The 12639-nt window shown below is 71.4% G+C and carries 8 protein-coding genes; 5 read left to right on the top strand and 3 right to left on the bottom strand.

Annotation, left to right across the window (positions count from 1 at the left end):
- Positions 1–234: 234 nt before the first annotated feature.
- A complete protein-coding gene (locus AC1HIL_RS03015; RefSeq protein WP_057597797.1) occupies positions 235–864 on the bottom strand; it encodes a glutathione peroxidase in 630 nt (209 codons plus the stop codon).
- 128 nt (positions 865–992) lie between these two features.
- Here AC1HIL_RS03015 and AC1HIL_RS03010 point away from each other — a divergent pair, with 128 nt between their 5' ends.
- The 3 genes from AC1HIL_RS03010 (at position 993) to AC1HIL_RS03000 (ending at position 3388) form a co-directional block, all read left to right on the top strand.
- Positions 993–1850, top strand: coding sequence for a ferritin family protein (locus AC1HIL_RS03010; RefSeq protein ID WP_057597796.1), 858 nt, complete (start codon positions 993–995; stop codon positions 1848–1850).
- A gap of 92 nt (positions 1851–1942) precedes the next feature.
- On the top strand, positions 1943–2836 hold the full coding sequence (locus AC1HIL_RS03005) for an RNA polymerase sigma-70 factor (protein ID WP_413762012.1): 894 nt from the start codon (positions 1943–1945) through the stop codon (positions 2834–2836).
- 90 nt (positions 2837–2926) lie between these two features.
- Positions 2927–3388, top strand: a complete 462-nt coding sequence (locus AC1HIL_RS03000; protein ID WP_422099831.1) for a carboxymuconolactone decarboxylase family protein — start codon at positions 2927–2929, stop codon at positions 3386–3388.
- A gap of 19 nt (positions 3389–3407) precedes the next feature.
- Here AC1HIL_RS03000 and AC1HIL_RS02995 read toward each other — a convergent pair whose 3' ends face one another.
- Together AC1HIL_RS02995 and glnE are read right to left on the bottom strand one after the other, a co-directional pair.
- Positions 3408–4535: a septal ring lytic transglycosylase RlpA family protein gene (locus tag AC1HIL_RS02995; RefSeq protein WP_413762013.1), complete on the bottom strand. Its 1128-nt coding sequence runs from the start codon at positions 4533–4535 to the stop codon at positions 3408–3410.
- A 46-nt stretch (positions 4536–4581) separates the two neighbouring features.
- Positions 4582–7398 carry a bifunctional [glutamate--ammonia ligase]-adenylyl-L-tyrosine phosphorylase/[glutamate--ammonia-ligase] adenylyltransferase gene (gene glnE, locus AC1HIL_RS02990; RefSeq protein WP_479671106.1) on the bottom strand — a complete coding sequence of 939 codons (2817 nt, stop codon included), beginning with the start codon at positions 7396–7398 and terminating at the stop codon, positions 4582–4584.
- On the opposite strand from glnE, the gene AC1HIL_RS02985 reads away from it, so the two are divergent.
- Entirely contained in the window at positions 7385–11773 is a 4389-nt protein-coding gene (locus tag AC1HIL_RS02985) for a YhdP family protein (protein WP_479672744.1), read from the top strand. The genes glnE and AC1HIL_RS02985 overlap by 14 nt on opposite strands.
- Positions 11770–12585 (top strand): carbon-nitrogen hydrolase family protein, encoded by an 816-nt coding sequence (locus tag AC1HIL_RS02980; protein ID WP_057597444.1) that lies wholly within the window; start codon positions 11770–11772, stop codon positions 12583–12585. The genes AC1HIL_RS02985 and AC1HIL_RS02980 overlap by 4 nt, the downstream gene beginning before the upstream one ends.
- Positions 12586–12639 lie beyond the last annotated feature (54 nt).

Genomic DNA, 12639 nt, shown 5'->3' with positions numbered 1-12639 from the left:
GATTTCGACCGGACGGCAGGCGCCCGGAAGACCTCGCAACATGAAAACCGTGGGGCATTCACTGCCCACGCGAGTTATGAGCGAGGACCTCGCCGCACGGTTCCCACCGCAGTGGTAAGCGTTTGTGACGATCGGTTCACAATCTGATTGACGCATCGGTAAATAATATTACCGATACGTCTCGGTGTGAACTGATCAGTTTCTATTTACATCGCTGGTGCGAACTCGCCGGCATCAGCCCGGATTGGCCGCCAACTGCTTCTCGATGATCGCGATGAAGGCGTTCTCGTCGGGCGCCGTCATGCTCGACCAGGCCTGCACGACCTTGCCGTCGCGGCCGATCAGGTACTTGTAGAAGTTCCATTTGGGCGTGGTGCCCGAGGCCTGGGCCAGTTGCTTGAACAGCGGATTGGCGTCCGAGCCGCGCACCGAGGACTTGCCGAACATCGGGAATTTCACGCCGAAAGTGCTTTCGCAGAAGTCGGCGATCTCCTTGTTCGAGGCCGATTCCTGGGCGAAATCGTTCGACGGGAAGCCCAGCACCACCAGCCCGCGCGCGCGGTACTTGGAGTCGAGTGCCTCCAGTCCCTTGTACTGCGGGGTGAAGCCGCAGAAGCTGGCCGTGTTGACCACCAGCACCACCTTGCCCGAGTACTGGCACAGCGACTGTGGTTTTTCGTCCTGCAGCCGCGGGAAGGTGTGTTGCAGTATGGCGGGACAGCCTGCCGCCGCCTGGGGCGCGGCGGCCGGCGCCGGTGCCGCGGGTTGCTGGGCGAGGGCCGTTGCCGCGGTCAACAGGCCGGCCATCAGGGCCATTGCCGACGTACGGAGCATCGGGACCGACAATGGGGTGGGGGTTCGCATGGCGGGCTCCTGGTTCACAAAGGGGGGGCGCATCCGTGCCGCGACGGCGCACGTATCCGCATCATCGCGCGCTTGTCATGGACGCGCCAAACGTGCCGTTTAAAATCGGCGGCCTTAGAAAGATATAGATGCTCTATCCGGAACTCTTCAGACAACTCGAATCCGTCCGCTGGGACATGGACAAGGACATCCCGTGGCAGTCGTTCGACGCTTCGCTGCTGTCCGAAGAGCAGGCGCAAACCATCAAGATGAACGCCATCACGGAGTGGGCGGCGCTGCCGGCCACCGAGATGTTCCTGCGCGACAACCGCCACGATAGCGATTTTTCCGCTTTCATGTCGATCTGGTTCTTCGAGGAGCAGAAGCACTCGCTGGTGCTCATGGAGTACCTGAAGCGCTTCAGTCCCCAGCATGCGCCCACCGAGGCCGAGCTGCACGAGGTGCGCTTCGACTTCGACCCGGCGCCCCCGCTCGAAACCCTGATGCTGCACTTCTGCGGCGAGATCCGCCTCAACCACTGGTACCGCCGTGCCGCCCAGTGGCACACCGAGCCGGTCATCAAGCACATCTACACCACGCTGAGCCAGGACGAGGCCCGCCATGGCGGCGCCTACCTGCGCTACATGAAGCGCGCGCTCGAGAAGTTCGGCGACGAGGCCCGCTCGGCCTTCACCAAGGTCGGCGTGCTGATGGCGAGCGCCCGGCGCACCGCCCAGGCGCTGCACCCGACCAACCTGCACGTGAACAAGGCGCTGTTCCCGAACGACACCATCCAGAGCCGCATGCCCGATCCGGACTGGCTCGAGCACTGGCTCGACAAGCAGATCAAGTTCGACGCCGTCTGGGAAACCAAGGTCGGCGAGCGCATCCTGCACAACCTGAGCCTGCTGATGAACCGCAGCTTCAAGACGGTCCAGGAACTGAACCGCTACCGCAAGGAACTGGCGGCCAGCCTCGGCCCCAAGCCCGAATACCAGGGCGCGTAAGCAAGAAAGACAGCAGAAAATCGCCCCGCACGCCGGGGCGATTTTTTTGGGCGCCCCTGTCACGAACCGGCAACGCCAGCCGTCTTGCTTCCATGGACGCCGCCACCCTCGCCTTCGACCGCCACCGCCCGCGCCTGCAGGGCATCGCCTACCGCATGCTCGGTTCCGTGGCCGAGGCCGAGGAGGTCGTGCAGGACGCCTGGCTGCGCTGGCACGAAACCGCCACCGAGGCGCTCGACAGCACCGAGGCCTGGCTGGTCACGGTCGTGACCCGGCTTTCCATCGACCGGCTGCGCGCGGCCAAGGTGCAGCGCGAGCACTACAGCGGCCACTGGATGCCCGAGCCCATGCTCACCGAGTCGCCGGTCACGCCCGAGCAGATGCTCGAGCGCGCCGACGACGTCTCGGTGGCCTTCCTGGCCGTGCTCGAGCGGCTGGCGCCCGAGGCGCGCGCGGCCTTCCTGTTGCGCGAGGTGTTCGACACCGACTACGACGAGATCTCGCGCATGCTCGGCAAGAGCGAGGCCGCCTGCCGCCAGCTCGTGCACCGCGCCAAGACCCAGGTGCAGGAAGGGCGGCCGCGCTACCGCGTCTCGCGCGAGACCCAGATGCGGCTGCTGCGCAGCTTCGCCGAGGCCTCGGCCAAGGGCAGCGTGCGCGAGCTCGAGGCCTTCTTCACCGAGGAAGCCGAACTGGTCGGCGACGGCGGCGGCAAGGTCCAGACCTTCACGCACGGGCTGGTCGGCGCGCGCCGCATCGCGCAGCTCTATTTCGCCGTGCAGCGGCGCCACGCGGGCGGCGAGCCGGAACGCAGCGTGCGCACCGAGCTGGTCGACATCAACGGCGAGCCGGGCCTGCTGCGCTTCATCGGCGGCGTGCTCGAGTCGGCCCAGACCTTCGAGTTCGACGGCGACCGCATCTCCCGCGTGCGCGCGCAGCGCAATCCGGACAAGCTCGCGCGCATCGCCGCGGCCTTCGCGCGCTGATTTTTTTCGGACTTCGTGTCACAGGCCGGCGGGCCGGCGCGTCTTCAGTGTGTAGCCCGATTTCATCGTCAACCACTGGAGAACATCGCCATGAACACCACCCCCCGCCTCAACTGGTTCAAGACCGTGCCCAAGGCCTTCGAGGCCCTGCTGTCGGTCAACACCGCCATCGCCGGCACCACGCTCGAGAAGAAGCTGGTCGACCTCGTGTTCGCCCGCGTCTCACAGATCAACGGCTGCGCCTACTGTCTCGACATGCACGTGCGCGACCTGCGCAAGGAAGGCGAAGGCTGGCAGCGCATCAACAGCCTCCCGACCTGGCGCGAGATGAGCTTCTACGACGCGCGCGAGCGCGCCGCGCTGGCCTGGGCCGAATCGCTCACGCGCATGGCCGACCGCCACGATGCGCGCGATGCCGAGTACGAGGCGCTGAAGGCCGCCTTCAGCGACCTCGAGATCGCCGAGCTCACGGTCGCGGTGGCGCAGATCAATTCGTGGAACCGCATGAACGTCGCGATGCACGTGCCCGTGCCGGTCAAGCCGCTCGAATAAGTGCAGCGGCCGGGCGCTCCTAGCGCCGCTCGACCACCATCGGCGAGATGCGCAGGCTCTCGCGCACCTGCGACACGGCCTCGCCCGCTTCGCCGCGCGAGGCGAAGGGGCCGGCCTGCAGCCGGTGCGTGCCGGCTTCGCTGAACACGCGCAGCTGCGGCGCGAGCGAGGGCAGGCCGCGCGCGGCCTGGGCGCGCAGGGTCTCGGCGCCGCCGCGTTCGCGGAAGGCGCCGAGCTGGACCCAGAAGCCGGCCGAGGGCGTGTCGGGCCCGGCCAGCGAAGCCGCGGCCGCGGCAGCCACCGCCGCGGGTGTCGGCCCGCTCGGCGGCGGCGCGGACGCGGCCGGTGCCAGTGGCGGCAAGGTGTTCACCACCATCGGCGGGCGCGGCCCCGGCGGCTCGACCTCGTCGTCGACGCCGGGGGCGGGCGCGGCCGCGGCGGGCGGCGCCACCGGCATCGGCGAGGCTTCGGGCGCGCTGGTGCCCACCGTCGAGACCCAGGCCGAGGGCACGGCCACCGGCGCGGCGGCCGCGCGCGCGGGCATCGGCGGTGGCGGTACGTAGACCGGCGCCGCGGGCACGGGTGGGGGCACGGGGGCCGCCGCCAGCATCGTGTCCGACCCGCGCCGCCACGCGCCGGTGCGGATGTCCTCGTTCGTGATGCGCTCGATCTCCACCGGCGCCACGCCGCGCAGCAGGTCGAGCTTGAGCGCGGCCGTGTAGCTCAGGTCGATGACGCGGCCGTCGACGAAGGGCCCGCGGTCGTTCACGCGCACGATCGCCTCGCGGCCGTTGGCCGGGTTGCGCACGCGCACGTAGCTCGGCAGCGGCAGCGTCTTGTGGGCCGCCGTCATCGCGTACATGTCGTAGGGCTCGCCGCTGGCCGTCGAGCCCGCGTGGAACTTGCGCCCGTACCAGGAGGCCAGGCCCGATTCGCGGAACGGCCGGTCGTCGGTGATCGGCGTGTAGCCGCGGCCGAGCACGGTGTAGGGCTTGCTGGTGCCGCCGCTGCCGCGGATGGGCTCGATGCGGGGCTCGGCGTCGGGCACGCGCTCGAGGTTGGACGGCGGGCTGGTGCCCGGACCGTCGCGGCCACCGCCGCCGCGCGGGCCGCTCGCGCATCCCGCGAGCACGATGGCGACAGCCACCGCACAGGCGGCGCCGGCCGCGCTGGATCGGCGGGCGCCGCGCGCCTCAACCAAACACGGCCCTCCACAGCGCCAGCATCGCCTCGCGCTGCGTGGCCAGCGCGGGCGGCGTCACCTGCGTGGGTTCTTCGTTGAGGCGTGCGCGGTGCTGCACGCGCCGCAGCTCGCGGTAGGCCGCGGCCGCGTTGCGGCCCACGCCCGGAGGCAGCAGGCCGGCGTCTTCGGCGCGGATCAGCAGCGCGATGTTGCCGAGGTTGGGGATCAGTTCGGGATGCTCGCCCGAGGCCGACAGCACCAGGAACTGCACCGCGAACTCGGCATCGACCATGCCGCCAGGGCTGTGCTTGACGTCGAAGCGGTCGGCCTTCACGGGCCGCGCGCCGCGCAGCTTGTCGCGCATCGCGATGATCTCGGCCTTCAGCGCCTCGCGGTCGCGCGGCGCCACCAGCACGGCCTCGCGCACCTGGTCGAAGCGCGCGCCCAGTTCGGCGCCGTGGTCCTCGCTGCCGAGCACGAAGCGCGCGCGCGTCATGGCCTGGTGTTCCCAGGTCCAGGCGGTGTTGCTGCCGCGGCCGAGCTGGTACTTCTCGTAGGCCTCGAAGCTGGTGGTCAAGAGGCCCGAGTTGCCGTTGGGCCGCAGCGCGGTGTCGATCTCGAACAGGTCGCCCTCGCGCGTCTTCACCGTGAGCCAGTTGATGAGCTTGCGCACGTAGGCCGCGTAGACCTCGCCGGCGCGCTCGTCGTCGTCGTCGTAGACGAACACGATGTCGAGGTCGCTGCCGTAGCCGAGCTCTTTGCCGCCCAGCTTGCCGTAGCCGATGATCGCGAACTGCGCCACCTCGCGGTGCCGGTTGCGCACATGCGGCCAGCACCAGCGGGCGGTCACGCGCAAGGTGGTGTCGGCCAGCGCACTCAGGTCGTCGGCCACCTGCTCGACGCTGATGCGGCCGTCCACGTCGCGCGCCAGGGTGCGGAACACCTCGGCATGGTGCGCGTGGCGCAGCAGGTTCAAGAGGCGCTCCTCGTCGGCCTCGCCGGTGCGGCTCAGCGAGGCATGGCGCGCCTCGAGCTCGCGCTCGAATTCGGCGGCCACGAAGCGGCCCGACAGCATCTCGTCGCTGGCCAGCTCGTCGATCACGCCCGGGTGCTGCATCAGGTAGCGCGCCGGCCAGCGCGCCGAGCCCAGCAGCCGCAGCAGGCGTTCCTGCACCGCGGGCCGCTCGACCAGCAGCGCGAGGTAGCTCTCGCGGCGCAGCAGCGGCTCGATCCAGTCGGCCCAGCGCAGCGCGGCATCGACATGGTGCGCGGTCTGGCCCTGGTCGTCGCCGTCGGGTTCGCGCAGCCACTGGCCGGTGCGCTGCACCAGCTGACGCAGCCGCGCGCGCGTTTCATCGCGCAGCGCCATCATGCGCGGCGTTTCGCACCAGTCCTTGATGCGTTCGGCGAAGGCCGGCGGCAGCTCGTCGAGCAGGTCCGAGAGCTCGGCCGGCGCGGCCGCCTTGCGCGCGCCGTTGCACTTGCCGTTGCAGGGCTTGTCGCCGCCCAGCAGCTTGTCGAACTCCTGCGCGACGAACTCGCGGTGGGTGTCGAGCTGGGCCAGGAACGGGCAGCAGTCGGCATAGCCGAGGGTCTGCGCGATCCAGCGCAGGTCCTCGTCGGCCACGGGCAGCGCATGGGTCTGCTGGTCGTCGAGGTACTGGATGCGGTGCTCGACCCGGCGCAGGAACTCGTAGGCCGCGGCCAGCGTGTCGGCGGTTTCCTGCGGCATCAGGCCGGCGCGCGCGAGCCGCTGCAGCGCATCGAGCGTGGGCCGGGTGCGCAGCTCGGGGAACTGGCCGCCGCGCACCACCTGCAGCAGCTGCACGGTGAATTCGATCTCGCGGATGCCGCCGCGCGACAGCTTGACGTCGTTCGCGCGCTCGGGCCGGCCCGCGCTGCGGCGCGCCGACTGCTCGCGGATCTGGCGGTGCAGCACGCGCAGCGAATCGAACACGCTGTAGTCGAGGTAGCGGCGGAACACGAAGGGCAGCACCGCGCCGCGCAGGCCCTGGGCCTGGCCTTGCGCGACCACCTCGGTGGGCGCGACCACGCGGCTCTTCATCCAGGCGAAGCGCTCCCATTCGCGGCCCTGCACCTGGAAATACTCCTCCAGCGCATCGAGCGAGACCACGGGCGGCCCCGAGTTGCCGTTGGGCCGCAGCGCCAGGTCGACGCGGAACACGAAGCCGTGCTCGGTGGTGTCGCCCACCAGCGCGTAGATGCGCTTCACGGCGCGCGCGAAGTACTCCTGGTTCGCGAGCTTGCCGCGGCCCTGGGGGTCGCCGGCGGTGTCGCCGTCCTGGTCGTAGAGGTAGATGAGGTCGATGTCGCTCGACACGTTGAGCTCGCGCGCGCCGAGCTTGCCCATGCCCACGATCCACAGCTGCGAGCGCTGGCCGTCGGCGCCCTGCGGCGCGCCATGCGCGGCGTCGAGCTCGGCGCAGGCCTCGCGGCAGGCGGTGTCGAGCGCGAACTCGGCGAGCTCGGTGACCGCGGTGGTCACCACGGCCAGCGGCGCCTGGCGGTCGCAGTCGAGTGTGACAAGGCGTTCCATCACCAGCTGCCGCACGATGCGCAGGGCATCGCCCACGCCGTCGCCGCGCGCGCGCAGTGCCTCGTAGGCCTGCGTCATCGATGCGCGGCGCGGTTCGCCCTCGGGCAGCAGCGCGAGTTCGCCCGCATAGCGGCGGCGCAGGCGCTGCACGAAGCGCGAATAGGAGGACAAGGCGGGCTTGTCCGCGTCGGGGTTCGTCGATGCTGTAGCTGACAACTGATTCAAACTGGTGCTGGTTGCGGCGGAACCCGTCCCGATGGTGGCGGTCATAATTCCCGGCACAGCGCGATCCTCAATGAACGACACGGTGTCTTCCCCTTCACGTCTGCTCAAGATCACCGCTGTGACGGCGCGCTGGCTCCTGGGTCTTCTCGTGGCTGCGTGGCTTCTCCTGGCCCTGGCAGTCGTGGTCCTGCACGCGTGGATTGTGCCGCGAATCGGCGATTACCGTGGTGCGCTGGAGGCGCAGGCCAGCAAGGCGATCGGGGTGCCGGTGCGCATCGGTTCGATCACGGCCCGCTCGGGCAGCCTGTTCCCCGCCTTCGAGCTGCGCGACGTGGTGCTGCAGGACGCGCAGCAGCGCGAGGCGCTGCGCCTCGTGCGCGTGGTGGCCAGCGTCTCTCCGCGCTCGCTGTGGCGCTTCAATTTCGAGCAGCTCTACATCGAGGGCCCGGCGCTCGACGTGCGCCGCGACACTCAGGGAAAACTCCATGTCGCGGGCCTGCACATGTCGACCGATACGACCGGAGAAACCCGCGCCGCCGACTGGTTTTTCGCGCAGCGCGAACTGGTGATCGAAGGCGGCACGGTGCGCTGGACCGACGAGCAGCGCCAGGCCGAGCCGCTGATGCTGACCGACGTGCGCTTCGTGGCGCGCAACGGCGGCCGCCGCCATGGCCTGCGGCTCGATGCCACGCCGCCGGCCGGCTGGGGCGATCGGTTCACGCTGCGCGGCGAGTTCCGCCAGCCGCTGCTGTCGGTGCGCACCGGCCGCTGGCAGACCTGGGACGGCCAGATCTACGCCGACCTGCCCTACATCGACGTGACCCGGCTCGGGCGCTATGTGTCGATCGACGCGCGCATCCGCGAGGGCAACGGCGCGCTGCGGCTGTGGGCCGACGTGGACGACGGCCAGATCGTGGGCGCGGCCGCCGACCTCGGGCTCGACCGCGTCGATGCCTCGCTCGGCCAGGGACTGCAGCCGCTGGTGCTGCGCGCGGTCACGGGCCGGCTCGCGGGCCGGCTCACGGTCGACACGATGGAGTTCTCGACCACCGCGCTGCAGTTCGACACCGCCGACGGCCTGCGCTGGCCCGGCGGCAACCTCTGGCTGCAGCACACGCCCGCCAAGGGCCGCACGCCCGAGCACGGCGCCTTGCGCGCCGACCGCCTCGACCTTGCGGCGCTGGCGCTCATCGCCGACCGGCTGCCGCTCGGAGACGCCACCCACCGCGTGCTCGATGCCTACGGCCCGCGCGGGCTGGTCGAGCGCATCGACCTGAACTGGCAGGGCTCGCTGGGCGCGCCCGACCGCTACCAGGCCAAGGGCCGCATCAGCGGGCTGCGCATCGCCTCGCAGCCAGGTACGGCGCCGGCCGAGACCCCCGCTGCCGCGCCCGCCACGCCCGCGGCCAAGCCGCCCGCTCCGGCATCCTCGGCGAGCAGCGCGACCGCGGCCGCCCCGCCGCGCGTGCACCCCGGCACCCCGGGCCTCAGCGGTGCCACGCTCGACTTCGACGCCAGCCACACGGGCGGCAGCGCCACGCTCGCGATCGCGCAGGGCGGGCTCGAATTCCCCGGCGTGTTCGAGGAGCCCGCGATCCCGATCGACCGGCTCTCGGCCCAGCTGCAGTGGAAGATCGACAACGGCAACACGCAGCTGCAGGTGTCGAAGCTGCGCTTCGCCAACGTCGATGCCGAGGGCGATGCCGAGGCCAGCTGGCGCACCAGCGACCCGGCCACATCGAGCAGCAAGGCGCGCTTTCCCGGCGTGCTCGACCTGCGCGGCAAGCTGACCCGGGCCGACGGCACGCGGGTCTACCGCTACCTGCCGCTCGACATCCCGCAGCACACGCGCGACTACGTGCGCGACGCGGTCACCAAGGGCGTCGCGAGCAGCGTCGACTTCCGCGTGCGCGGCGACCTGCACGACATGCCCTTCATGGACCCGCGGCTCGGCGAGTTCCGCATCGCGGCCAAGGTGCAGGACGTGCACTACGCCTACGCGCCGCCGCACGTGCCCGCGGCCACGCCCGTTCCCGCCGCGCCGGCGCCCGCACGCGGCACCGCGGCCTCCCGCGTCGCCGCCGCGCCCAATCCGCCGACCGTCGCCTCGCCCGCCGCGCCCGGCGTGGCCCAGTGGCCCGCGATCACCGGCCTGTCGGGCGAGCTGATCTTCGAGCGCGCCGGCATGCAGGTGCGCAACGCGCGCGGCCGGCTCGCGGGCGCCACCGCCATCGAGGTGTCGAAGGCCGAGGCGCAGATCCCCGACATGTCGCACCACGCCGCGCTGCTCAAGGTCGACGCGCAGGCGCGCGGGCCGCTGGGCGAGCTGCTGCGCGTGGGCGCGCCGCTGGCCGGCGATGCCGGCGAGTTCCTGCGCGGCGTGCGCGCCAACGGCGTGGCCGACTACAAGCTGCACCTCGAGTTGCCGCTCGAGGCCATGGACAAGGCGAAGGTGCAGGCCAGCGTGGCCTTCGGCGACAACAACGAGGTGCAGCCGGTGCCCGAGGCGCCGCTGCTGACCCAGGCCAAGGGCACGCTGAACTTCACCGAGACCGGCTTCGCGCTGGCCGGCGTGCAGGCCCGGCTGCTCGGCGGCGACGTGCGCATCGACGGCCGCGGCCGCTACACCGGCCCGGCCGCGAGCCACGAGCTCGCCATCCGCGCGCAGGGCAGCGTCAGCGCCGAGGGCATGCGCGCCGCGCGCGAGGTCGACTGGCTCGCGCGGCTGGCGAAGAAGGCCACCGGCGGCGCGCCCTACAGCGCGAGCTTCTCGATGCGCGAGGGTGTCTCCGAGTTCTCGGTGGCCAGCAGCCTGCAGGGCCTGGCGCTGCAGCTGCCGGCACCGCTCGCCAAGAGCGCCGAGGAGCAGATGCCGCTGCGCATCGAGAAGAAGATCGTGCAGCGCGAGGCGCGCGCCGGCACGGCGGGCAGCGCGGCCGCGGCCAGCGTCGCCACGCAGGACCAGATCGGCCTGGAGATCGGCCGCGTCGGCTCGGTGCAGTACGTGCGCGACATCTCGGGCAGCGAGCCGCGCGTGCTGCGCGGCGCCATCGCGGTCGGCCTCGCGGCCGGCGAGACCGCGAGCGTGCCCGAGCGCGGCGTGCTCGCCAACATCAACCTCGCGCGGCTCGACATGGCGGCCTGGCAGGCGGCCTTCGGCGAGGCCACCGGCGCGAGCAATGCCGAGGTGCAGGCCGCGGCCGGCGACGAGGCCTCGCCCTACCTGCCCACGCGCATCGCGGTGCGCGCGCAGCAGCTCAGCGTGGCGGGCCGCACCCTGCACGAGGTGGTGCTCGGCGGCACGCGCGACGGCGCGCTGTGGCGCGCCAACATCGACGCCACCGAGCTCAGCGGCTATGCCGAGTACCGCCACACCCAGGCCGGCCGGCTCTATGCGCGGCTCGCGCGGCTGAAGATCGCGCCGAGCGAGGCGCCCCAGGTCGAGGCCCTGCTCGACGAGCAGCCCGGCACCCTGCCCGCGCTCGACATCGTGGTCGACGACTTCGAGCTGCTCGGCAAGCGCCTGGGCCGCGCCGAGATCGACGCGGTCAACCGCGGCGGCGTGGGCCGCGAATGGCTGCTCAACCGGCTGAGCTTCACCATGCCCGAGGCCAACTTCGTGGCCAAGGGCACCTGGGCCGCGATCCCGGGCTCGGGCGGCGGCGGCCGCGCCGAGCAGCGCCGCACCGCCATGACCTTCCGCCTCGACATCAACGATGCCGGCATCCTGCTCGGGCGCTTCGGCATGCCCGGCGTGCTGCGCCGCGGCAGCGGCCGGCTCGAGGGCAACGTCGACTGGCGCGGCTCGCCGTTCTCCATCGACTACCCGAGCCTGGGCGGCCAGCTCGGCGTGAACGTCGAGTCGGGCCAGTTCCTCAAGGCCGACCCGGGCCTGGCCAAGCTGCTCGGCGTGCTGAGCCTGCAGGCGCTGCCGCGCCGGCTCACGCTCGACTTCCGCGACGTGTTCAGCCAGGGCTTCGCCTTCGACTTCATCCGCGGCGACGCCAAGATCGCGAACGGCACCGCGAGCACCAACAACCTGCAGATGAAGGGCGTGAACGCCGCCGCGCTGATGGACGGCTCGGCCGACATCGTCCACGAGACGCAGAACCTGCGCGTGGTGGTGGTGCCCGAGATCAACGCCGGCACCGCCGCGCTGGTGGCGACCGCGATCAATCCGGCCATCGGCCTCGGCACCTTCCTCGCGCAGTGGGTGCTGAGCAAGCCGCTGTCGAGCGCGGCCACCCAGGAGTTCCAGATCGAGGGCACCTGGGCCGACCCCAAAATAGCGAAGGTGGCGCGCCCGCTGCTGCCCAATATTTCCAACAATCTGCCGCACCTGCCGGCCATCCCCAGCCTGCCGGGCATCCCGGGGCTGCCGGCCGCGGGCGAGAGCAAGAGACCGGAGACCACGCAATGAGAGTCGCAGCGATCCAGATGGTGTCGGCCATCGCCCGCGAAGCCAACCTCGCACGCGCGCACGACCTGCTCGCGCGCGCCGCCGCCGAGGGCGCCGAGCTCGCGGTGCTGCCCGAGTACTTCTGCATGATGGGCGCGCGCGACACCGACAAGCTGGCCTTGCGCGAGACCGCCGGCGCGGGCACGGTGCAGGGCTTCCTGGCCGACGCGGCGCGCGAGTTCGGCCTGTGGATCGTCGGCGGCACGCTGCCGATCGAGAGCACCGATGCCGACCACGTCTTCAACAGCTCGCTGGCCTTCTCGCCCGAGGGCAAGTGCGTGGCGCGCTACGACAAGATCCACCTGTTCTTCTTCGACAACGGCCGCGAGCGCTTCGACGAGCGCCGCGTGATCGCGCCGGGTGCCGAGCCGGTGCTGTTCGAGCTGCCCTCGCGCGACGGCCATGCCTGGCGCATCGGCCTGAGCGTGTGCTACGACCTGCGCTTTCCCGAGCTCTACCGCGCGCTCTCGCGCCAGGGCGCCGACCTGCTGCTGGTGCCCAGCGCCTTCACCCACACCACGGGCGCCGCGCACTGGGAGGTGCTGCTGCGCGCGCGCGCCATCGAGAACCTGGCCTGGGTGGTCGCGCCCGCGCAGGGCGGCACGCACGAGAACGGCCGCCGCACCTGGGGCCAGTCGCTGATCGTCGATCCCTGGGGCACGGTGGTCGCGCAGCAGGCGAGCGAGGAGGGCGTGGTGCTGTTCGACATCGACACCGCGCAGGTCGAGCGCGCGCGCACGCAGCTGCCCGCGCTGTCGCACCGCATCCTGTAGGGCCGGGCGCGATGGCGGTGGATGCGGCCGATCTTGCGGTGCCCGGCGCGCCGG

The sequence above is a fragment of the Variovorax sp. ISS6 genome, from assembly GCF_056523145.1.
The sequence above is the reverse complement of the archived record's forward strand: the minus strand, read 5'-3'. Positions and strand labels throughout refer to the sequence as shown.